The 21,751-nt window shown below is 74.1% G+C and carries 21 protein-coding genes; 7 read left to right on the top strand and 14 right to left on the bottom strand.

Annotated features, from left to right (window positions below):
• Positions 1-555: 555 nt before the first annotated feature.
• Positions 556-2,157 carry a restriction endonuclease gene (locus LPA54_RS42860; RefSeq protein WP_228977424.1) on the top strand — a complete coding sequence of 534 codons (1,602 nt, stop codon included), beginning with the start codon at positions 556-558 and terminating at the stop codon, positions 2,155-2,157.
• Positions 2,158-2,436: 279 nt separating this feature from the next.
• Here the strand turns inward: LPA54_RS42860 and LPA54_RS14175 are convergent, their stop codons facing one another.
• From LPA54_RS14175 to LPA54_RS14165, 3 genes are all read right to left on the bottom strand, one after another.
• Positions 2,437-3,003, bottom strand: a complete 567-nt coding sequence (locus LPA54_RS14175) for a hypothetical protein (RefSeq protein ID WP_228977422.1) — start codon at positions 3,001-3,003, stop codon at positions 2,437-2,439.
• A 217-nt stretch (positions 3,004-3,220) separates the two neighbouring features.
• A complete protein-coding gene (locus tag LPA54_RS14170) occupies positions 3,221-3,520 on the bottom strand; it encodes a DUF2087 domain-containing protein (protein ID WP_228977420.1) in 300 nt (99 codons plus the stop codon).
• Positions 3,521-3,562: 42 nt separating this feature from the next.
• Positions 3,563-4,498: an N-acetylmuramoyl-L-alanine amidase gene (locus tag LPA54_RS14165; protein ID WP_228977417.1), complete on the bottom strand. Its 936-nt coding sequence runs from the start codon at positions 4,496-4,498 to the stop codon at positions 3,563-3,565.
• Between the two features lie 119 nt (positions 4,499-4,617).
• On the opposite strand from LPA54_RS14165, the gene LPA54_RS43010 reads away from it, so the two are divergent.
• Together LPA54_RS43010 and LPA54_RS14160 are read left to right on the top strand one after the other, a co-directional pair.
• Positions 4,618-5,232, top strand: coding sequence for an endonuclease domain-containing protein (locus LPA54_RS43010; RefSeq protein WP_368857863.1), 615 nt, complete (start codon positions 4,618-4,620; stop codon positions 5,230-5,232).
• Between the two features lie 1,081 nt (positions 5,233-6,313).
• Positions 6,314-6,523, top strand: coding sequence for a hypothetical protein (locus tag LPA54_RS14160; RefSeq protein WP_228977415.1), 210 nt, complete (start codon positions 6,314-6,316; stop codon positions 6,521-6,523).
• Positions 6,524-6,687: 164 nt separating this feature from the next.
• Here the strand turns inward: LPA54_RS14160 and LPA54_RS14155 are convergent, their stop codons facing one another.
• Positions 6,688-7,236 carry a flavoprotein gene (locus LPA54_RS14155; RefSeq protein ID WP_228977413.1) on the bottom strand — a complete coding sequence of 183 codons (549 nt, stop codon included), beginning with the start codon at positions 7,234-7,236 and terminating at the stop codon, positions 6,688-6,690.
• A gap of 81 nt (positions 7,237-7,317) precedes the next feature.
• Between LPA54_RS14155 and LPA54_RS14150 the strand changes: the two genes are divergently transcribed.
• Positions 7,318-7,578 (top strand): DUF2277 domain-containing protein, encoded by a 261-nt coding sequence (locus LPA54_RS14150; RefSeq protein ID WP_228977411.1) that lies wholly within the window; start codon positions 7,318-7,320, stop codon positions 7,576-7,578.
• Here the strand turns inward: LPA54_RS14150 and LPA54_RS14145 are convergent.
• The 5 genes from LPA54_RS14145 to LPA54_RS14125 all read right to left on the bottom strand — a co-directional run bounded on the left by LPA54_RS14145 (position 7,532) and on the right by LPA54_RS14125 (position 13,618).
• Positions 7,532-8,155, bottom strand: a complete 624-nt coding sequence (locus LPA54_RS14145; RefSeq protein WP_228977410.1) for a DedA family protein — start codon at positions 8,153-8,155, stop codon at positions 7,532-7,534. The genes LPA54_RS14150 and LPA54_RS14145 overlap by 47 nt on opposite strands.
• Positions 8,156-8,293: 138 nt before the next feature.
• On the bottom strand, positions 8,294-8,737 hold the full coding sequence (locus LPA54_RS14140; RefSeq protein WP_228977634.1) for a DoxX family protein: 444 nt from the start codon (positions 8,735-8,737) through the stop codon (positions 8,294-8,296).
• A gap of 62 nt (positions 8,738-8,799) precedes the next feature.
• A complete protein-coding gene (locus LPA54_RS14135) occupies positions 8,800-10,926 on the bottom strand; it encodes an FAD/NAD(P)-binding domain-containing protein (RefSeq protein WP_228977632.1) in 2,127 nt (708 codons plus the stop codon).
• A 42-nt stretch (positions 10,927-10,968) separates the two neighbouring features.
• Positions 10,969-12,708 carry an alkaline phosphatase D family protein gene (locus tag LPA54_RS14130; RefSeq protein WP_228977407.1) on the bottom strand — a complete coding sequence of 580 codons (1,740 nt, stop codon included), beginning with the start codon at positions 12,706-12,708 and terminating at the stop codon, positions 10,969-10,971.
• 253 nt (positions 12,709-12,961) lie between these two features.
• Positions 12,962-13,618 carry an HNH endonuclease family protein gene (locus LPA54_RS14125; RefSeq protein WP_228977405.1) on the bottom strand — a complete coding sequence of 219 codons (657 nt, stop codon included), beginning with the start codon at positions 13,616-13,618 and terminating at the stop codon, positions 12,962-12,964.
• Positions 13,619-13,805: 187 nt separating this feature from the next.
• Here LPA54_RS14125 and LPA54_RS14120 point away from each other — a divergent pair, with 187 nt between their 5' ends.
• Positions 13,806-14,552 carry an ABC transporter permease gene (locus LPA54_RS14120; RefSeq protein WP_228977404.1) on the top strand — a complete coding sequence of 249 codons (747 nt, stop codon included), beginning with the start codon at positions 13,806-13,808 and terminating at the stop codon, positions 14,550-14,552.
• Between the two features lie 369 nt (positions 14,553-14,921).
• Positions 14,922-15,506, top strand: coding sequence for a TMEM165/GDT1 family protein (locus LPA54_RS14115; protein WP_228977402.1), 585 nt, complete (start codon positions 14,922-14,924; stop codon positions 15,504-15,506).
• 40 nt (positions 15,507-15,546) lie between these two features.
• Here the strand turns inward: LPA54_RS14115 and LPA54_RS14110 are convergent, their stop codons facing one another.
• Both LPA54_RS14110 and LPA54_RS14105 read right to left on the bottom strand, forming a co-directional pair.
• Positions 15,547-16,227 carry an HAD-IA family hydrolase gene (locus LPA54_RS14110; RefSeq protein ID WP_228977400.1) on the bottom strand — a complete coding sequence of 227 codons (681 nt, stop codon included), beginning with the start codon at positions 16,225-16,227 and terminating at the stop codon, positions 15,547-15,549.
• Between the two features lie 184 nt (positions 16,228-16,411).
• Complete coding sequence (locus LPA54_RS14105; RefSeq protein ID WP_228977397.1) at positions 16,412-17,620, bottom strand: peptidoglycan-binding protein; 1,209 nt, start codon at positions 17,618-17,620, stop codon at positions 16,412-16,414.
• Positions 17,621-17,784: 164 nt separating this feature from the next.
• On the opposite strand from LPA54_RS14105, the gene LPA54_RS14100 reads away from it, so the two are divergent.
• Positions 17,785-19,830 carry an MDR family MFS transporter gene (locus LPA54_RS14100; RefSeq protein ID WP_228977395.1) on the top strand — a complete coding sequence of 682 codons (2,046 nt, stop codon included), beginning with the start codon at positions 17,785-17,787 and terminating at the stop codon, positions 19,828-19,830.
• A gap of 6 nt (positions 19,831-19,836) precedes the next feature.
• Here LPA54_RS14100 and LPA54_RS14095 read toward each other — a convergent pair whose 3' ends face one another.
• The 3 genes from LPA54_RS14095 to LPA54_RS14080 form a co-directional block, all read right to left on the bottom strand.
• The gene (locus LPA54_RS14095) at positions 19,837-20,319 is read right to left on the bottom strand and encodes a GNAT family N-acetyltransferase (RefSeq protein WP_228977630.1); all 483 of its coding nucleotides are present in this window, start codon (positions 20,317-20,319) and stop codon (positions 19,837-19,839) included.
• Between the two features lie 67 nt (positions 20,320-20,386).
• Complete coding sequence (locus LPA54_RS14085; RefSeq protein WP_228977393.1) at positions 20,387-21,106, bottom strand: O-methyltransferase; 720 nt, start codon at positions 21,104-21,106, stop codon at positions 20,387-20,389.
• A 164-nt stretch (positions 21,107-21,270) separates the two neighbouring features.
• Positions 21,271-21,678: a transglycosylase SLT domain-containing protein gene (locus tag LPA54_RS14080; RefSeq protein ID WP_228977391.1), complete on the bottom strand. Its 408-nt coding sequence runs from the start codon at positions 21,676-21,678 to the stop codon at positions 21,271-21,273.
• Positions 21,679-21,751 lie beyond the last annotated feature (73 nt).

Below are 21,751 nucleotides of genomic sequence, written 5' to 3'. Positions count from 1 at the left end.
CGACGCTGGCAGTCGGCACCCGTGGGCGACCGTCCCCACCCCGCTCTGGCCTGGGCTACCAGAGTTGATCTGCGACACGGGTAGCACCATGCCCAAGCCCGGAGACCAGAGCTGACGTTCACTGATCCGCGCATCGGGTGAGTGTCTAACTGCGTGACAATGCAGACGAACAACAGCGGACGAGCACGGACGTCTGCGGACCATCAGGGCAGGTGAACGGCAAGCCTCCCAAGGCGCCACGCCTGCCGAAGTTGCTTCGAGACGAAGAAGTCACGGTTCCAAAGCCTCATCGCCATGCCTCCGCGGTCGCAGCTTGCTCTGGTCGACGGCACCGAGAGCGTGGCTGAGACTGGTGGGGGTGTAGCGAGGCACGCGTGCTTGGTCGGTCGGCAGACTCGCCATCGTGGCTGACTGTCGTCGGTCGAGGTAGGGACGACCAGAGTCAACGATGCACCGTGCGGTCGGGCTGAGGTGACGTCCCTGCCCTGCGTGATTCTGCGACGTGGGAGGGGAATGCAGCCCTGTGGCGGACTAAGGCCAGGGGAGGGATAGCAGGTGGCGCAGCGGGGCAGCGGCCAAGGCAACGACTACCAGCGGCAGCAGCAAGCGTTACGACGTGCCCAGGAGCAACGGGCACGACAAGCGGAGCGGGAACGCAAGGTCGCCGAGACGGCCAGCAAGCGGCAGGAGCGTGAGCGGAAGGCCGCGTATCAGGAGCAGCAGGCCGAGCAGGCGCAGGTGCGCACAATCGGGGTCGAGCACGAGGTCGCGCAGCTGGGGCAGTTGCTCCGTGACGCGTTGGTGGGCGATCCGCCTACGACCTTTGAGCGCCGGCGGAGGACTCACACGCCGAAGAAGTTTGACGAGCGTCCTTGGTCTCGTCCGGAGCCTTCACCGCGCTGGGAGGAGTTCGCGCCGCCGGAACCTGGCGGTCTGGCTGCTGTCCTGGGTTTTGGCAGGAAGCGCTATGAAGCTGCGGTTGCCGAGGCGCGTGTGCGGTTCGGCGAGGCACAGGAGCGCCACAGGCGAGCCGAGGAGAAGCGGCTGGCGACGCTGGAGCGGAAGCGTGCCGAGCATCGCCAGGCCGAAGCGCATGCCCTTGACGAGGTGACGGCTTTAAACGAGAAGTTGGACGTGGAGCGCGAGGCGTACAGGGCTGGGGAGCCAGCGGCGGTCGAGTCTCATCTAGGTGCTGTCCTGGATGCGTCGGAGTATCCATTGGGCTTCCCCCACGAGCATCGGATCGCCTTTCGACCTGCCACAGGTGACGTACTTGTTGAAATCCACTTGCCGCCTGAGGCGATCGTTCCTGCCGCGCGAGGCTACCGGTACGTGAAGAACCGGGATGAGACGACCGTGTTGCCTCGTCCGGAGAAGGAGCGCAAGGAGATCTACGCCTCCGTCCTGGCCCAAGTCGCGCTGAGGACAGTCCACGAGGTCCTGACGAGCGATCCGGATCGGATCGTCAACGGGGTGACCCTGAACGGCCATGTGAGAACCATCGACCGGGCGACCGGTCAGGAGGTCTCACCCTGTCTGGTGACGCTCAGCGCCAGCAGGGAGCAATTCGGGAAGCTCTGTCTCAGTCAGGTTGATCCAGCGCAGTGCCTCAGGGGACTCAACGCTTTGGTTTCTCCCAACCCCTACGATCTCGAACCGATTCGTCCCATCGTCGAGTTCGACCTGTCGAAGTACCGACTCATGGACAGCATGGACGTAGTCGCAGGCCTGGACAGTAGGCCCGTGCTGGTGAAGCTGACGCCCACCGAGTTCGAGCACCTGATTCGCCAACTGTTTGAGGCGATCGGCATGGAGGCATGGAACACCCAGGCGTCCAAAGACGAGGGCGTTGACGCGGTGGCTGTCAGCAAGGATCCCGTCTTCAACGGTGAGTGCATCATTCAGGCGAAGCGCTACAGCAAGCTTGTGGGCGTGGAGTCCGTCCAGGCGCTGGCCGGAGTGGTCGAGCACAAACGTGCTGCCAAGGGGGTCCTGATCACCACATCGTGGTTCGGCAGGGCCAGCCACGACTTTGCCCGCCAACATGGCCGGCTCCAGCTCATCGAAGGGCCGGAGTTGAAGTACCTGATCAAGGAGCACCTTGGCAAGGATGTGATCCCGGGCCCGGTCCCCCCGAAGAGGCGCCCCTCGCGCTGAGGCCGGCGGCCCGCCCAATCAGATCGAGTCTCTGACATCCAAGGCTGACATCAACCAGGTCGGACGGAAGCGTACGCCAACGTCCCTGTCCGGCCATCGCACCAGTGGATGGCAGATGCTGGAACCGGGTCGGATCGAACTTACAAAGCAGATGTCGGCGGTTCGAAACCGTCCGCGCCCACCACCACGAAGGCCCCCGGCCGATCCCGGCCGGGGGCCTTCGACGTGGTGGTTCGGCTGGACCGAGGTGTTCGTCCCCGGTCGCCGCATACTCGCGTGCTAGGCGGCGCGTGGGTCGGCCGGGGGAGGGAGGAGCGGCTCGTGGTGGTGCCAGATGAGGTAGCGGTCCTCGCGGCGTAGTTCGGCTGAGCCCCACTCGGCCCGCATGACGCCTCGGTCCATCGAGCAGGCGTACGCGACGATGACCAGCCGTAGCTCCGGTGAGAGGAGCGCGATGTCGGGGTGCACGTGCTGCTCGTCCAGCTCTTCCAGGCCGAGGTCGAGTGCCTGCTGCATCGGCTCCGGGCCGTGCCGTCGAATGAGATCGGCTCGGAAGCCGACCGCCTTGCGGAGGCGCGCCGCCGTGACCGGCACGTCCTTCTTGGCGTAGCGGATGGGGTAGATGACGTTGTTGCCGACGACCATGACCGTACGGCCCTGAAGCCGCCGCGCCACGGCCTCCTCGAGAGGTGCCAGGCCGGCGGCGAGCGTCTCGTACTGCGCTGCGTGGAGACCGTGACCGTAGGCCTCCAACGTCTGTGTGTGGACGCCCTCCTGCCCGTGCCGCGCTCTGCTGTGCGCTTCCACCAGGCATGCCGGGATGATCTCCGTCAGTCGGCCGGCCACGGCACCGAACGTCTCTCTGGCCCAACGCGTCACTGCACTCACGAGCGTCGCCCTCCCCCTGCGTCGTCGGAACGCCGCGCTACCTCCACGGTGTGGGCGTGGGCGTCGGCGTGCAAGAGGGCACGGATGCGTGGGGGCCGCTCCAGGTCGTCACGCACGCGCGGGGTCGTGGCCCCTGCCGTCGGCGGTGCGACGGCGGTGGGCGGCGCAGGTGGTCTCAGGCCGTCGGCGGGAGGGCCGTGGCCGGTGTGCGGTGGTACGTGCGGCCGTCGCGCGTGCGGGAGAGGTGGCCCGAGACGATCAGGTGGCGGCGGAGGGCCGAGCAGTCGTCGTGGACCGTGCGCAGCGCCTCGTTCACCTCCGGCTCGGTGTACGGGCGGCCCTCCTCGAAGAGGGTCTCGGTGAGGTGGGCGAGCAGCTGCTCGCGGCGGGCCGGCCGGCGGGGGATGGTGGTGAGGCGGCCCGACCCGTCGAAGAGGGCGGACACGCTGAGCGACGAGGTTGTGTGCGGGGGCATGGCCCGCAGCCTCGCAGCGGGCCGGTCCGCCCCGCAACGGGTTTACAGCTTCCAGAACGGCCCCGACACCGCGCGGTGCAGCAGCCGTACGGGGCGGTGGTCGGGGGTCCTCGCGCGGACCATGAACCGCAGGTGGCGGCCGGCCCCGACGTCCGCCGTGCACGTGAACTGGTGTCCGCCCGGCCCGTGTCCGCGGACCGGCAGGTGCAGCGAGCGGTTGGCGCCGTTGTTGTCGGTCGTGTAGAAGCAGCCCTCCACGACCGTGTCGGGCGCGGTGGCGTCGTCGAGGACGAGGTGGACGACGGTGTGCAGGCGGACGGGGCCGACGAGCAGGACGGCGGTGCGGAAGGAGAGCCCGTGCCAGTTCCCGGACGTGAGCTCCATGTCGGTGGCGTTCGACTCGTGCAGCATCTCCGGCACGGGATCCTCCTTGGGCGGTAAGGGTGGCGACTGGCCGTTGGCGCGGTTGACGATCCCCGGGAAGACGACCTTGCGGAACTGGTTCACGCGGGCGTCGCCCGGGCAGGCGGTCCCGCCCGACGACCAGGCGGAGTGCAGCCGGTGGTAGCCGTAGCCGGGGTCGTCGTGGGAGCGGCAGATCCGCAGGGGCAGGCCGTGCCGCTGGTGCAGCCACACCCCGAGCCGGATCAGTTGCTCGATCTGCTGGTCCGTCCACGGGTCGGTGTGCTTGAGGTTCGACGCCGTCTCGATGGACACCGCGCCCGTGCCGTCCGGACGGCGGTTCGCGCGGTAGTTGGAGTCGGCGCGGGTCTCGGTGCCGATGTACTGGGCGAGGTCGCCCTTGTAGCCGAGTCCGAAGTGGGATTCGAGCGAGCTAGTCTTCCAGTACTCGTAGAGCCGTTGCGCGGTCCACGGCGCAGCAAGGCTGTGCAGGATGAACTGCGTCGGCCTGATAGCGGGTTGCTGATCGCTTTCGGGTTGAAGCTCCAGCTTCTTCGCGAACGGGCACCAAGCCATCAGGGTGCCTCCTTCTGACTCGAACACATTTGTTGGGGGATGTCGACTTGGACGAGTTCACCGGCACTGTTGAGGGTTGCGACCGCCCGGTACGGGTGCGTTCCCGGGGGTGGTGCGCCATGCACTACCAGCGGTGGCAGCGCCATGGAGACATAGGACCTGGGACCGCGCATCGCGTACATGGCAGCGCGGCAACGGAGTCCCGACGGTGCGAGTTTCCCGGATGTACGCGGAAGTGCATCAGCAAGGGGCTGTGTGCGAGCCGCAATTGGCAGCGCAGCGTGGGACGTGAGCTGACTGCCCTGCCGGACCGGCGGTCCGCCAGACCTCATGACCGAAACTCGCGGGGCGAGAAGCAGTGCCGCACCTGTCTGCTCTGGCTCCACCCCGACATGTTCACCCGGAACGCCAAGGCCAAGGACGGATTGCAGGGGAACTGCCGAAGCTGCGGACGGGACGTGCAGCGCAAGGCGCTGTACCGACTGCCTCCTGGCCGCTACGCCGAAATGCTGGCGAGTCAAGGGGGCGTGTGCAGCATCTGCAGGCAGGCCGACAGCGAGGGGCTCGCTCTGTCCGTTGATCATGGTCACGACTGCTGCCCGGGTTCCGGCATCTGTGGGAAGTGCGTCCGCGGTCTGCTGTGCCGGGCGGGCAACCACGGGCTCGGGAACTTCCGTGATGATCCACTCCTGCGCGCCGCAGCGGCGTACCTCGAACGGTACGCCTCCCGGTAGCCGCTCGAGGTGCCGTCCCGCCCTTCGCTGTCCCGCCAGTACTCGTACATGCGGCGCGCCGTCCACGGGGCCGCGACGCTGTGCAGGATGAACTGGGTCGGCCGGATGGCGGGTTGTCCGTCCGACTCGGGCTGTAGCTCCATACGCGTAGCCCCTGGATACCAGGCCATCCGTTCCTCCTTGGGGCGTGCGGTCGTGCTCGTGGCGGGGGGCGGGCCGTTGCAGCGGGCGCCTGACAGTGAGTTGCCCGGCACGGGCGGTCGTCACGCGGCGCGGCGAGGAATTGCCACGGAGGAGTACGGCGCCAGGGGAGCGGTCGTTCACCGGTGGGGTGGCGCGGTGCATTGAACGGGTGCGTCCGGCTGGTCGGTTGTGAGGCCGGTCGGCGGCGCGTGGTGTGGGGTCGGTGGGGCAGCGGGGACCAGAGTGCGGCCTCGTGTGCGTCCTCGCGGGCCGGCGCTCCGGTCCGCGTCGAGGTACCACTCACCGTCACACCGCGCGGCCGTCGCACCGCAGCCGCCGTCTCCGCGCGTACGGCGAGCGGGTCGCCGGACGCGGTACGGAGTCCGGTCGCCGGCAGTGGTCGCCCGTCGTCCGACCCGTCGACAGGGTGCGTCAACGGGCGCCGGGCGCGCAGGCCCAGGGTGTGGAAGGCGGGCGTCGGCATCCCGCCGCTGCCGTTGTCCACCGCGTACGCCCGCCACTCCAGGGCGCCCGCCGGGCCAACCACCCCTACGGAGAGCCACTCGACGGCGAGGGGCGTGACAGACCACCACCGAGGTGGTGGACACGCCGTACCGACCCGACCGTGGCCGTCGGCGCCTGCTCGGTGGTGGTGCTCCACGGTCTTCGGCGCGGGGGCGCGCCGTCCCGGGCGGGGTGGCTGGCGCGCCGGGTACGGGCGTGCCGGGTCGGGGGTGTGCGGCCGCGCGCCCGGCGCCGTGCCGCGCAGCCGCCCCCGTGATCGCCGCCGCTCCGGAGCGCGCCAGGTCGTGCCCGGTGCGCCTTCCCCCGCCCGTGGCGGCGGGCGCACCCTGCTGACGGGGGAGGGGCCGAGGGGGACGAGGAGAGGCGGTACGGCATGGCGCGGACACAGGGCAGGTGCGGGGCGGTCACCAAGCAGGGGCGGGCGTGCCGGCGGTTGGCGATGGTCGGCTCCGCCCGGTGCCATCTGCACCGGGCGGACTGGGCGACGTACGCCATGGACCGGTTGCGGCTCGGCGGCGAGCCCTCCACCGCCCCGCGCGGCGGGGACCGGCGCGCTGGTGCGGGGGTCGGGCCGCGAACCTAGACTGGCGGGTGCCCGGAACGTCCGGATACGCCCCCTTGCGGGGTGGGAGGAGGTGCCCGATGTCGAAGCGTGGCAACAAGCGGCGCGCCCGCAAGCGCAAGAGCGCCAACCACGGCAAGCGCCCCAACACCTGACCGCCACCGCCGCCCGGCGGCGCGGCGCGGTCAGGCCGCCGGGTTCGCGGCCTGCACCGCGTCCAGGGCCGGCCCCCACGGGCAGTGGTCCGGCCACTCCCCGCCGGACGCGTCCGCCGCGGGGCCGCTCTCGCCGTGCAGGACGACCACCCCCGCCGAGCGCAGCGTCTCCAGCGATCTGTCGAAGCGGGGGTGGCGCGCGTGCGCCGCGCTGACGCACGGTACGGCCACGGTCGGCAGGCCCCGGCCGGCGCACTCGGCGGCCACGCCGACGGCGAAGGTCGCGGTCAGGCCGAGCGCCCAGGCGTTGACGGTGTGGAACGTCGCCGGGGCGAAGAGCGCCGCGTCCGCCGCCGGCCAGACCTCCGGTTCGCCGGGGCGGGGGTACGCGCCGCGCACCGGGTGGCCGGTGAGCGCGGCCAGGCCGTCCAGGCTCGGCTCCAGCCAGTCCGCCGCGGTGGGGGTCAGTCCGAGGCAGACGTCCCAGCCGCGCGCCTGGGCGTCCTCGATCACGCTCGCCACGTCGAACACGGGCAGGGCGGCGGAGCAGAACAGGTACAGGGTCCTCGTCGCGATCATGGAGTTCATCTGATCACATGCCGGACGGGTGCATCCTGGAGTCGGGACCTGTTCCGACCGCCCCCAGGACCGAGGACCGGTATGTGCCGCAGCATCAAGACCCTCCGCCCGCCCGTGCTGCCCGAGGAGGCCACGGAGGACGACATCCACGCCGCCGCGCTCCAGTACGTGCGCAAGGTCTCCGGGTTCCGCGCGCCCGCCGCGCACAACCGGGAGGTGTTCGACCGGGCCGTCGCCGAGGTGGCCGGGGCGACCCGGCGCCTGCTGGACGACCTGGAGGTGCGGGGCGCCGGTGCTAGGAAGCCGGAGCCGGAGCGGGCACCGGTCCCGGGCGGCGCATGACGTACGCGGCGAGGCTGCCCGCCAGGAACAGCGCGAGGACGGAGACCGCCGCGCTGAACCACGTCGCGCCCAGCCACTGGCCGCCGAAGTAACCGAGGCCCACGCTGTACGAGGCCCAGGCCACCCCGGCCAGGACCGACCACGGCACGAAGTCGCGCGCCCTGCGCCGGGCCGCGCCCGCGCCGAGCGACACCACCGAGCGGCCCGCCGGGGCGAACCGGGCGATGACGACCAGGGCGCCGCCGCCGCGGCCGAGGGCGGCGCCGAGACGTTCCTGCGCGGTCGTGAGCCTGCGGGAGCGGGCGATGGCCCGGTCCAGGCGCGGCCCGCCGCGCCAGGCGAGGCGGTACGCGGCCAGGTCGCCGAGGACGGAGGCGGTGGCGGCGCACAGGGCGAGGGCCACGAGGGAGACGCCCCCGGGCGCGGCCGTCGCCGTGGCCGCGGTCGCCGCGGTCGCCGCCGTGATCACCAGGACGCCGCTGGGCAGGAGCGGGACGAACACGTCCAGCAGCACCGAGGCGGCCACCGCGGCATAGATCCACGGGCTCGCCGCCAGCCACCCCACGCTCTCCAGCACCTTGACTCCCCGCTTCACCCCTGAGAACCGCCACAGCCTACGCCTCGCGGCTCCCCCCTGACGCACCGGAGGGCACGGGGTGGTGGCCCGTGCCCTCCGCGGCCCCGCCCCGGTGGGGCCGGGGTGTCCGGTCGCCGGTCAGGCGGCGACCGTCGTGCGGCTCACCTCGGCCTCCCGCGTACGGGGGCGGAAGAGGGCGTCCAGCGCGAGGGCGCCCGGGCCGGTGAAGACCAGCAGCAGCAGCGCCCAGCAGAAGAGGGCCGCCGCCTCGCCGCCGTTCTGCAGGGGGAACAGGGCCTCCGGCTGGTGCATCTTGAAGTACGCGTAGGCCATCGCGCCGGAGGAGACGAAGGCGGCGGTACGGGTGCCCAGGCCCACCAGGATCAGCGCGCCGCCGACCAGTTCGATGACGGCCGCGTACCAGAACGGCCAGGTGCCGGAGGGGACCGTGGCGCCGCTGCCGTCCGCTCCGCCGAGGACGCCGAACAGCTTGGCGGCGCCGTGGCAGAGGAACAGCAGGCCGACGACGATCCGGAACAGGGCGAGCGCGTACGGCTGGTACTGCTGGAGGCGGCTGGTGATTCCGGACATGGGGGCTCCTTCGGCGGGGGGACGGGTCCGACGGGGCACCACGTTAGGCAGTCCTAAGGAGTACTTGCAAGTTCAACATTCGGTCGACTTGCCGGTCGGGACGCCGGAGGAGGAGCGAGCGCGGGGGCGGGCGAGGGGGCGGGTGAGTGGGTGGGCGAAGGGGCGGGTGCGGGTGCGGCCTGGGTCGCCGCGCGCAGGGCCCCGCGGGCCACGGCGTCGGCGTCCGACAGGGTCACCGAGTCCACGCCCGGCCGGGCGCCCGCGGCCGTCACCCAGTGCACGCCCTCCGTCGGCACGCCCAGCGCGAAGCGCCGCGGGTGCGGGACGCCCCGGGCGTCGACCAGGTGGTACGGGCGCTCGGTGACGTCCAGTCCGCCGGTGTCGTAGCCGTCGACCACGTGGGTGCGGCAGCCGCCGGTGGCCAGCAGGTGCGCGAGGAGCGCGTCGTCCGCGCGCCGCAGGTCGGGGTGGGGCAGCCGCGCCTCGATCAGCGTCGTCGCCGCGACGGCCGAGCCGGGCACCCGCGGCGAGAGCCCGACGAAGGCGCCCGGCTCCGTACGGACCTCCAGGCCCGGGCCCACGACGTCGAGGACGCCCGCCTCCACCAGCGCGGCCATCTCCTCGACGCGGCGCCGGGGCGGGCCGATCGAGAGGAACGCGTTGAGCGGTGTGTACCGGCGGTCCAGGTGGTCCCGCCGGGAGGCGCCCGGCAGCCCGGCGTGGTCCACCACCGCCCGCACCTCGTTGCGCAGGTCGCGCAGCACGTCCAGCGCGGCCTTCAGGGGGCCCGAGACGTTGCCGAGCGCCGCTTCGGCCGCGTCCGCGCGGAGCCGCTCCAGCAGCCAGGCGCGGTGGGCGGCCGGGGAGCGGAACGTTTCTCCCGCCGCCGGGTCCGCGATCCGCTCCCAGCACCAGCGGTCGGCGGAGGCGACGCCGTACGCGTCCAGGACGGCGGCGCGCGAGGCGCCGTCCCGGAGGGTGAGGAAACGGGAGCGGAAGCCGGCCGTGTCCCGCTCGCCCCGCCGGCGCAGCAGCGCCTCGTAGTAGACGGTCTCCACCTCCAGCGCCACCAGTGGCCGGATCTCGCCGTCGAAGTCCGGCGGGTCGCCCGCCTCGGCGCGCTTGCGGAACGCCGCGACGACGTCGCCGGTGAGGAGGAGCGGCTCGTGCCGCCGGGAGGCGCCCTTCTCGTTGTCGCCGCGCGCCTGGTACGGCACGCCGCGCCGGGACCCGGCGTACAGGCGCGGCTCGCGGCCGGAGGGCAGGTACACCAGGGCGCCCGCGGCGGGACCGGCGTCCGCGCCCCCGCCGGCACCGGCGTCCGCGCCCCGGCCCGCGCCGGGACCGGCACCCGCGTCGCGGCCGGTGCGGACGAAACGGCCGCTGCGGCCCTCGGTGAGCAGCGCCATGTGGTCGAAGAAGGTGAGGCCGAGGCCGCGCAGGAGGACCGGTTCGCCGGGGGCGATGGGGGAGAGGTCGAGGTCGGCGGGGTTGGCGGGCGGCAGGTGGCGCAGGCCGTGCCGGGCGGCGTGCGCGGCGAGGCGGGCCCCCTCCGCGTCGGGGGCCTCCGGCAGGTGCCCCTGCGCGAGGACCACGGCGCCCAGGCCGCCCAGCACGGTGCCGTCGTCGAGGACCAGCCGCTGGCGCGGGGCGGCGACCCCGGCGGCGTCCCCGCCCGGGCCGGGCGCGGGCGCCTCGTCCTCCAGGCGGATCGCGCGGGCCCGGTGGACGTGGACGCTCGTCCCCGGCGGCGCCCCGCGCACGGTCCGGTCGAACGCCCAGGCCAGGTAGCGGCCGTACAGGGCCCGGGTCGGATAGTCGTCGGGGCCCAGGGGGTGCCCGTGGGCGACCGCCCACGCGTGGAGGCTCGGGCCGGGGCGCACCGGGCCCTCGCAGCGGACGCTGTCGTCGGTGAAGACCGTCACCTGGCAGGCGACCGTGTTCATCAGCAACTCGCCCGCCTGGTCGGTCCGCCACACGCGGCCGGGGCCGGCGGGCGACGGGTCGACGACGTGGACGGTCGGCGCGGTTCCCGGGGCCAGTTCCGGAACGGAGGCGCAGAGCCTCTCCAGGACCGACGTACCGCGGGGACCGGCGCCGACGAGGGCTATGGCAGGGGGGACGGAGGACAAGACGAAGACTCCCGGAGGGTGGGGCGGGAAGCGGATCGTGCGGGCCATCATGCCCCGCCCCGGCCCCCGCCCGAAGCTCCGGGGGGAACGTCACCTTCCGTGAATCCGGTGGGACGCGCCTCGTTCACCAGGCCGTTCGTCGACCAAGGTCCGCTCGTGCACGGTCGTCAGACCGCCGTCCCGGCGGGCGTGTTCCAGACGCAACCGGGCGGTGCGCCCGTGCAGGGTCAGCGTCATCAGCTGGTTGCCGAACCACGGCCCGCCGGTCCTGGCCCAACCGGCCCCCGCCCCGCCCACCCGGCCGTGCCGGGCCAGCGCCCGCCCCAGCCGGCGGCCCGCGCGGCTCCAGCCGAAGCGGAATCCGAGCCGCAGGGCGTAGGGGATCCGCTGGTGGACCGGGGAGCAGGTCAGTTGGAGCACCCGGCCGCCGTCGCCCGCCCGCGGGTACGGCTCCGCCACGTACGCGTGGTGCACGTCCCCGGAGAGCACGGCCACCGTCGCCGGGGCGCCCGGACCCAGCGCCGCGTCCTCCAGCAGCCGCGTCAGCCACGCGAACGACGCGGGGAACGCCGCCCAGTGCTCCAGGTCCGAGTGGCGGCGCGCCGACTCGCCCACGCGCGCCCAGCGTTCACCGCGCTCGCCCCGGCACAGCGCCGCGTTCCACCGCTCGGCGTCGTGCACGAGCGGCGGCAGCAGCCACGGCAGCGCGCTGCCGACCAGCACGTGGTCGCGGTCCTCCCGGCCGGACAGCACCTGCTCGCGCACCCACCGGGCGTCCTCCTCGCCGAGGATGGCCCGCTTCTGCTCGTCCAGCACCCGCCCCGCGCGGGTGTCCACCATCACCACCCGCGTACGCCCCAGGTCGCGCCGGTAGCTCCAGCGGATCCGGGCGGGGTCGACGTCCGCCTCCTCGGCGAACCGGCGCAGCGCCGCCGTCCCGTCACCGGCCGCGCACACCTGCGCGTAGAGCCGGTCGGCGGCCAGCTCGGCGGGGGAGAGGTTGCCCAGGTGCTGGTGGACCCAGTACGCCATCAGACCGCTCGTCAGGCGCTCCCGCCACCACGGGGTGCGGCGCATCTCGGACAGCCAGGAGGCGCTGGTGTTCCAGTCGTCGATCACGTCGTGGTCGTCGAAGATCATCATGCTGGGCACGGTGGAGAGCAGCCAGCGCACCTGCGGGTCGAGCCAGGACTCCTGGTAGAGGCGGGTGTACTCCTCGTAGTCCGCCACCTGCGCGCCCGGCGGCTCGGTGAGGTCCCGGCGGGCCGCCAGCCAGCGCCGGGTCGACTCCGAGGGCCGGTCCGCGTACACCTGGTCGCCCAGCAGGAGCAGCACGTCGGGGCGGTCCGCCGCGGGGTCGGCGGCGAGGCGGGCGGCGAGCGCCCCCAGCGCGTCGGGCCCGGCGGGCCGCCTGCCCGCCGCACCCGTCGCCGCCCAGCGGCACGAGCCGAACGTGACGCGCAGCGGCTGGTGGGCGATGCCCGGTCCGGCGTCGGCGCCGGGCGTCCCGGGCACGGAGAGCGTGCTCGGCGGGAGGGGTGAGCCGGGCAGCGGCCATACGCGGTGGCCGTCGAGCAGCACCTCGTACGCCGTGGTCGTGCCGGGCGTCAGTCCGGTGACCGGGACGAGCGCGTAGTGGTGGCCGGCCACTCGGAAGGTGCGGGCGCGACCGCCCGCACCGTCCGCGCACCGCACCTCGGCGGTCCGCGGCCGGTCCGCCTCGATCCACACCGTCGCGGTCGGCGCGTACGGCTTGCCGTCGGCCGCACCGGCGCCGTCCGGCCACTCCACGTACCTCAGCAGCGGCCCCAACCGCAGTCCGGCACCCATGGCCCGGCCCCCTCCCCGTCACCCCGCCCGTACGGTACGGGACCCGTACGGTACGGGGCAGGGGCGCGGTGGGCCATCTGCCGCGGTGGGGACGGGGGTTGGCCTGACCGGAGGTCCCTCACCGGATCGCGGTCACCTGCCGCCGACCCGAGCGCGACGGAGGACGTCGGCGGCTGTCCGTCCCGTCCCGGGCGCGGGTCCGTACCGGCGCGGGACCCGGGGAGGGGTGGCGAGGGGGCCGGGGGCGCGGGGGTCAGCAGGCGTTGAGGGTGGACTGCAGGGCGCTCTTCTCCGCCGTGTCCACGGACAGGCCCCAGTGGTGCTTCACGTGCACCCACATCCGGGCGTACGTGCAGCGGTAGGCGGTGCGCGAGGGCATCCACGCGGCGGGGTCCTTGTCGCCCTTGGCCTGGTTGGCGTTGTCGGTGACGGCGATGAGCTGGGGGCGCGTCAGGTCGTTGGCGAAGGCGCGGCGGTCGGAGGTGGTCCACGCGTTCGCGCCCGAGCGCCACGCCTCGGCGAGCGGGACGACGTGGTCGATGTCGAGGTCCGAGGCGAGGGTCCAGGTGGCACCGTCGTACTCCGAGTACCAGCGCCCGGCGACGGCCGCGCAGCCGGAGTCCTGTTCGACGCCGGTGCCGTCGCGGTGGAGGACGACCTCGCGGGTGTTGCAGGTGCCGTACTGGGTGATCCAGTGCGGGAAGGCGTCCCGGCTGTACCCGGAGGAGGAACCTTCCGCCCGGACCGCGAGCTGCCCCAGGTACGTGCGGGCGGTGGACGCGCCGACCGGTGTCGGCGGGGCCGCCTGGGCGGTGGGCGCGGTGGCCAGCAGACCGGTGGCGGCCAGGGCGGCGGTGAGCGCGGTGACGGCGGCGCGGCGGATGGCTTGACGCGCGTAGACACGGGACATGCGGACTCCCAGCGGGGGTGAGGGCTCGACCGGGCCGCCCGGGAGGGCGGCTCGGCCATCGTGGTGGCGCCGGGTGACGTGGAGATGGGCGCCAGGCAACAGCGTGACGACATGCACACGTCACGACAAGGGCTTGTCGACTTGGTGACAACCCGCCAGACGCCGGTGCGGGACCTAGGGTTGACGTGTGCTGCTGACCGTCGGCCCCGTCTTCGGCGCCGTCCTCGCCGTCCTGCTCGCCGTCGCGGCGGCCGTCGTCGCCCTCGCCCACCTGCGCCCGCCCCGGGAGGTCGCCCTCGCGGGGGCGCGCGCCGCCGTGCAGCTGGCCGCCGTGTCGCTGGTCATCGGCTGGGTCGTCCGCGCCGTACCGCTCCTCCTGCTGTTCCTGCTCGTCATGTACGGCGTCGCCGTACGGACCGCGGGCCGGCGCCTCACCGCCAACCGGACGTGGCGCTGGGCCGCCCTGCCCATCGCCGCCGGGGTGGCGCCGGTCGTGGCGGCGCTGGTGCTCACCGGACTGGTCCCGGTCAGGGGGATCACGCTGGTGCCGGTCACCGGGATCCTCGTCGGCGGGGCGCTCACCGCGACCGTCCTCGGTGGGCGGCGCGCCCTGGACGACCTCGCCACCCGCCACGGCGAGGTGGAGGCGGGGCTCGCGCTCGGCCTGGCGCCCCGCGACGCCCGGCTGGAGGTGGCGCGGGCGGCCGCCGCCGACGCGCTGCTGCCGGGGTTGGACCAGACCCGGACCGTGGGGCTCGTCACCCTGCCGGGCGCCTTCGTCGGCATGCTCCTGGGCGGGGCCTCACCCCTCCAGGCCGGGGCGGTCCAGTTGTTCGTGCTGGTCGCGCTGATGGCGGTGCAGGCGGTGGCGGTGGCCGTGGTGCTGGAACTGGTGGCGCGCGGCCTGCTGCACCGGGCGGAGGGCACCGGATGAGCGGGCGGGCGGGTGAGGGCCGGCGACCGGGGGCGCGGGCGCCGGGCGGGGCGGCCGGTGGGGCGCGGGCGCCGGGCGGGGCGGCGGGAGGGGGGTGCCCGGCGGGGCGGCCGGACGGGGGCGCCGGCGGGGGTCGCGTACCCTGGACGGAGCAGAAGGGGAGTAGCTCTTCGCCGGACCGTCGACATACTGCTGGGCCCCGTGCCCGGCCGGCGCCCGGAGGCGGACCTCGTCAGAGGCCCGCCAGCGAGACCTTCGGCACCAGCGGAGTCATGCACCCATGGCCCCGTCGTGCCGAAGCGACCCCGAAATCGCGCCAGCGACGGTCCCTCGGTACGGCGGAGCCCGACCGATTGAGGAACCCAGCCCGTGCTCAGCCTGACGATCGTGACGATCACCTTCGGTGTCGTCTTCCTGGCCGAACTCCCCGACAAGACCGCGCTCGCCGGTCTGATGCTCGGCACCCGCTACCGCGCCTCCTACGTCTTCGCGGGCGTCGCCGCGGCCTTCGCCGTCCACGTGGCCCTCGCCGTCGCCGCCGGCAGCGTCCTCACGCTCCTCCCGCACCGGCTGGTGCAGGCGTTCGTCGGCGTGCTCTTCCTGGCCGGCGCGGCGATGCTGCTGCTGAAGAAGGACGACGACGGGGACGAGGAGATCAAGGCCCCCGCCGACCAGTCCTTCTGGAAGGTCTCCGGCGCGGGCTTCATGCTGATCCTCGTCGCCGAGTTCGGCGACCTGACGCAGATCATGACCGCGAACCTCGCCGCCCGCTACGACGACCCGCTCTCCGTCGGCCTCGGCGCGGTCCTCGCCCTGTGGGCGGTCGCCGCCCTGGGCATCCTGGGCGGGCGGACCCTCATGAAGTACGTTCCGCTGCGGCTGATCACCAAGGTGGCCGCCGGCCTGATGCTGGCGCTCGCCTGCTTCAGCCTCTACGAGGCGCTGGTCGGCTGACGGCGCGAACCCGCCGACGGCGGCCGGCGCCCGCGCGGCGTCAGGCCGCCGGGGCGGTGACGTGGAGGCGCAGCACCCCGTCGGCGTCCGCCTCCACGCGCAGCCGCGTCAGGTCCGCCACGTGCGCGTCCGGAGCGAACGCCGAGGCGCGCGGGCCGACGCCCACGACGCGCATCCCCGCCGCCCGGCCGGCGGCCACGCCGGCCTCCGAGTCCTCGAACACCACGCAGTCCGCCGGGGCGAACCCCAGCTCCGCCGCGCCCTTCAGGAACCCCTCCGGGTCGGGCTTGCTGGCGCTGACGCACTCGGCGGTCACCCGCACCGGCGGCATCCGCAGCCCGGCCGCGGCCATCCGCGCCCCGGCCAGCGGGGCGTCGGCGGAGGTGACCAGGGCGTGCGGGAGGGCGTTGATCGACGCCAGGAACTCCGGGGCGCCCGGTATCGCGACGACCCCGTCCAGGTCGGCCGTCTCCTCGGCGAGCAGCTCGCGGTTCTCCGCGTGGTTCAGCTCCATGGGCCGGTCGGGCAGCAGGGCGGCCATGGTGGCGTACCCCTGGCGGCCGTGCACGACCTTCAGCGCCTCCTGCGGGTCCAACCCGTGCCGGAGCGCCCAGCGGCTCCAGACGCGCTCCACCACGGCGTCCGAGTCGACCAGCGTGCCGTCCATGTCGAGCAGCAGCGCCCGCGCGGTGAGGACGTCGGACGTGGGGGTGGCCGTCATGGGGTCTCCAAAGGCGCGAAGGGGTACGCAGTGGGCCCGCCCGCCGGTCAGGGAGTACGGGCGGGACCACTTTGTTCCTGCACCATACAAAACGAAGGGCGTGCAGCGCCACCCGGCCCCCGCCGCGCGGCCCCGCGGGGTGCGCGACGGGGGCCGGGGGCGGCTGTCATGGGCGGCGGCCGGGTCAGCGGCCGGCGGTCTCGGCTTCCAGGGCGGCGCGGGTGTCCGCGCCGTAGACGCCGCTCGGGTCGGTCGTCACGCCGCGGCTCGACTGGTACGCGGCGACCGCCCGTTCGACGTCCTTGTCGTAGCGGCCGTGCGGGGGTCCGTCGTACAGGCCCACCTGGCGCAGCCGGTGCTGGAGGTCGGAGACGTCCCGGCCCCGGTCCCCGCGGCCGAGGACGGGACCACCGGCCGCCTCGGACGCGGAGCCGCGGGGCGAGGGCGGGCGCGGGGCCGGCTCCCGCGCCGGCGTCGAGCGGCCGGGCGACGCGAGGACCGGGACGGCGGAGGCGGTCGCCTCCGGCGACGTCGCCTCCCCGGGGTCGGACGGGCGCCCCGACGTGGACCGCCGGGACACCGACGGCCCGAGCGTCGACGGTCGCGCGCTGTGCGAGGACGCCCCGCTCGCCTCCGGCGCGGACGTCGGCGCCCCGGTGACGGCGTCGGGCCACGGCGGGACGCTGGGGCGCGGGTCGGGCGCCACCCGGTCGGCCGAGCCGTCCCCGTCGAACAGACCGCCCGCGAAGGCGGCCGCCCCCACCACCGCGACGACGGCCACCAGCACCCCGGCGACCGGGCCCGGCGCGGCGGAGCCCCGCCGCCCGCGCGCCCCCGCCCGCCGCCGCGCACGCCCCGGCCCGGCCGCGGCGGCCACGCGCGGCGGGGTGACGTCCACGAGCCCGGCGTCGTACGCGGCCCCGGCGCCGTCCGGGAGGCCGCCGGTGCGCGGTACGGCGGGGGAGTGCGGCGGGGGGACGGCCCCGGCGCGGCCCCCGGGGGCGGGCTCGCGGCCGGTGCCGTCCCGCTGCCCGTCGGCGGGGTGGTGTGCGGTGCCGGGGTGGCGCTCGGGGGTGGGCTGGTGTGCGTACCCGCCCGGCGCCTCGTACCCGCCGTGCCCCGCGTACCCGGCGCCGTCGCCCGGGCCGGACGCGGCGGCCGCCCCGGCCGCCCCGGCCGTCCGGGGACCGTCCGGACCGTCCGGGGCGTCCGGAGTCGCGGGGCGCAGCTGCACGTACGGCCGTATCCGCAGCGGCTCGAACGCGTCCGGCGCGCCACCCGGGCCGTGAGCGGTTCCCGGGCCGTGCACGGGGCCGGGGACGGGGGCGCAGGCGCAGCCCGCCGTCCACGCCGCCGCGGGCGCGCCGCACCCAGGACAGACCTCTCCGGCCACTGCGGGTTCCTCCCCTGACGGTGCTGCTGGCTGAAACGCGACCCCCGTGAACGCAGCGATTATGCAGGTACGGCGTGACGTTCCCAACAGTCCGCGTCCCGCTCGGCAGGCCATAACCGGCCAGACCGCCCACGATGGATGGGAAGAGAACGAGGGAGGCGCCCATGACGCGGCCAGTCGGCACCCCGGCCACCAGCCCGGCCCCCGGCACGGGCTACGACCGGCGGACGGTCCTGCTGCCCATCGGGGCCCTGCTCCTCGGCATGCTGCTCGCCGCACTCGACCAGACCATCGTGTCGACGGCCCTGCCGACGATCGTCAGCGAGCTCGGCGGCATGGACCACCTCTCCTGGGTGGTCACCGCGTACATGCTGGCGGCCACCGCGGCCACCCCCCTGTGGGGAAAGCTGGGCGACCAGTACGGCCGCAAGCGGCTCTTCCAGACCGCGATCGTGATCTTCCTGCTGGGCTCGGTGCTGTGCGGCATCGCGCAGGACATGCCGCAGCTCATCGCCTACCGGGCCGTGCAGGGCCTGGGCGGCGGCGGCCTGATGGTGCTGTCCATGGCGATCGTCGGCGACCTCGTCGCCCCCCGCGACCGCGGCAGGTACCAGGGCGTCTTCGGAGCCGTCTTCGGCACGACCAGCGTCCTCGGCCCGCTCCTCGGCGGGGTCTTCACCGAGCACCTCTCCTGGCGCTGGGTCTTCTACATCAACCTGCCCATCGGCGTCGTCGCCCTCTTCGTGATCGCCGCGGCCCTGCACATCCCGTCCCGCCGCACCCCCCACACCATCGACTACCTCGGCACCTTCCTGATCGCGGCGGTCGCCACCTGCCTCGTCCTCGTCGCGTCCCTGGGCGGCACCACCTGGCCCTGGGGCTCCGCCCGCATCATCGGCCTCGCCGTGCTGGGCGCCGTCCTGCTCGTGGTGTTCGTGTCGGTCGAGCGGCGCGCGGCCGAGCCGGTCCTGCCGCTGAAGCTGTTCCGGATCCGCACCTTCACCCTCGTCTCCGTCATCAGCTTCGTCATCGGCTTCGCCATGTTCGGCGCGATGACGTACCTGCCGACGTTCCTCCAGGTCGTCCAGCGGGTCAGCCCCACCATGTCCGGGGTGCACATGCTGCCCATGGTGCTGGGCATGCTGCTCACCTCCACCGCGTCCGGCCAGCTCGTCAGCCGCACCGGCCGCTGGAAGGTCTTCCCGGTCGTCGGCACCGCCCTGACGGCCGTGGGGCTGCTGCTCCTGCACCGGATGGAGCAGACCAGCCCCGTGTGGGAGATGAGCCTGTACTTCTTCGTCTTCGGCGCCGGCCTCGGCCTGGTCATGCAGGTCCTGGTGCTCGTCGCGCAGAACTCCGTCGGCTACGAGGACCTCGGCGTCGCCACCTCCGGCGCCACGTTCTTCCGCTCCATCGGCGCCTCCTTCGGCGTCGCCGTCTTCGGCACGATCTTCACGAGCCGCCTCACCGGCAAGCTCACCGAAGCCCTCGCCGGGCAGGACGTCCCGCCGGGCGTCGACGCGCACGCCGTCGCCGCCGATCCGCGCGCCATCGCCGAGCTGCCGCCCGCGCTGCGCCCGGCCGCGCTCGACGCGTACTCGACCTCCATCACGGACGTCTTCCTCTACGCCTCGCCCGTCGTCCTGCTGGCCTTCGTGATCGCCTGGTTCCTGCGGGAGGACCGGCTGCGCGGCTCGGTCACCGCGCCCGACCCCAGCGAGACGCTCGCCTCGAACCCGGTCCACCGCTCCTCGTACGACGAGTGCGCCCGCGCCCTGTCCGTGCTCGGCTCGCGGGAGGGCCGCAAGGCCGTCTACGTGCGGATCACCGAGCGCGCGGGGCTCGACCTGCTGCCCGCCGCCAGCTGGCTGCTGCTGCGCATCCGGCGCCACGGGACCGTCGAGCCCGCGCGGCTCGCCGAGGTCGCGCCCGTGCCCCTGCGGATCATCACGGAGGCGTCCCGGCAGGTGGAGGAGCGGGGGCTGGCCCGCCGCGAGGGGCTGCAGCTGTTCCTCACCGAGCGGGGCGTGGAGACGGCGACCCGGCTCGCCAAGGCCCGTGAGGAGTCCCTCGCCGAGCTGCTCGGCGACTGGTGGGGGCCCGACCGGCCGACCGACCTGATCAAGCTGGTGGAGGAGCTGACCGCCGAGCTGAGCGGCTCGACCCGGGAGCACCCCCGGGGCGAGCCGCCTCCCGACCACCGCCTGTAGGGCGTGTCACGGCGGGGTCGGCTCGTCCAGCTCCCTGCCGTACCAGACCTCCATGTACGGGCCCTCGCAGTAGGCCGGTATCTCCGCGTAGCCGTGCCGGACGTACAGGGCGCGGGCCTCCACCAGGTCCGTGCGGGTGTTCAGGACCATGCGGCGGGCGCCCAGCTCCCGGGCCGCCGCCTCCAGCGCCGCCAGCAGCAGCCCCGCGCCGCCGGTGCCGCGGAAGGCGGGCCGCACGTAGACGCGGGTCAGCTCGGCCCGTTCGGCGTCCAGCACCAGCACGCCGCCGCAGGCCGCTGGCTTCCCCCCGTACCGGCCCACGAGGAAGGCGCCGGTCGGCGGCGCCAGGGCCTCCACGCCGTCGCCGGTGAGCCCCTCGTCGATCTCGGCGGTGGTGGCGGGTCGCCGCCAGTACCGGCTGGCGACCTCGTCGTAGTAGTCGCGGCGCAGCGCCTCGGCGTCGGGGGTGGCGGGGTGCTCGGGGCGTATCTCCCAGCGGGGGCCGGCCGTGGCGGCCCCGCCGGTACCGGGGCCGGTGCGGGTCGTCGTCACGGCCTCAGGACACCACCCGGGCGACGAGCATGCCGTCGTACCCCTTGGCGCCGACGGTCTGGAAGGCCGTCGCGTCCAGCCGCGGGTCGCGGGCGACCAGGTCGAACATCTCGCGCGTGCCGCGGGTGGCCTCGTCGGCCGTGCCGGTGTCGAGGACGCTGCCGCCGCGCACCACGTTGTCGACGACGATCACGCTGCCCGGCCGGGTCAGCCGCAGCGCCCACTCCACGTAGCGCGGGTTGTTCTTCTTGTCGGCGTCGACGAAGACCAGGTCGAAGGGGCCCGCCCCCTCCGCCTCCAGCTCCGCCAGGGTGTCGAGGGCCGCGCCCGTACGGACCTCCGCGACCGCCTCCAGGCCCGCGCGGGCGAGGTTGCGCCGGGCGACCTCGGCGTGCGCGGGGGCGTACTCCAGCGTGACGAGCCGGCCGCCCTCGGGCAGGGCCCGGGCCAGCCAGATGGAGCTGTACCCGCCGAGGGTGCCGATCTCCAGGACCGTCCGGGCGCCCTGGACGCGGGCCAGGAGGTGCAGCAGCTTGCCCTGGTTGGGCGAGACCGCGATCTGCGGCAGGCCGGCCTCGTCGCTCGCGGCGAGCGCGGCGGTCAGCGCCTCGTCGGCGGGGCAGAGCAGATCGGTGACGTACGCGTCGACGGCGTCCCAGCGGTCCTGGTCCCGGTCCTGCTCCTGGTCCCGGTCCTGGCCCTGGTCGCGAAGTTCCTTGGTCATGGTCAGGAAACTAGCCGACGGCCCCCGCCGGCGGGGCGGCGTTTCCGCCACCCCGCCGCCGAGCCGCCGCGTGCGCCGCCGCGCACGCCGCGGGCCCCCGGCGAACGAGGTCGCCGGGGGCCCGCGGAAGGGTGCCGGTGGGGCGCCGCCGCAGCGGCCGCCGATCAGTACCAGTGGTTGTTCTGCCAGAACTTCCACGCGCCACAGGGGCTGCCGTAGCGGTCGTTCATGTAGTCCAGGCCCCACTCGATCTGGGTGGCCGGGTTGGTCTTCCAGTCAGAGCCGGCCGACGCCATCTTCGACGCGGGCAGGGCCTGGACCAGGCCGTACGCGCCGGACGAGGCGTTGGTGGCGGTGTGGTCCCAACCGGACTCATGCTGGACGATCTTGCTGAAGCACTGGTACTGACCGGCCGGGACCATCTTCTTGGCGATCGTCTGCGCGGAGTTCGGCGCGGCCGACGCCGGGGCCGTCACCGCCATCACGGCGCCCGAGGCGCCCAGCAGCACGGCTGCGGTGGCGACGGCGGACTTGCTGCGGGCGGTGGCACGGCTGGAGATGGAGCGGAACACGTGGATGACACCTCACGTCGGGGACGGGACTGTCGCAGGCATGCCGGAACCAAGGTCCCGGTGCACCCGGGGT

It is taken from the genome of Streptomyces sp. DH12, assembly GCF_020873895.1.
In the GTDB taxonomy this organism is placed as follows: Bacteria; Actinomycetota; Actinomycetes; order Streptomycetales; family Streptomycetaceae; genus Streptomyces.
This window is presented reverse-complemented; position numbering and strand designations above follow the sequence as displayed.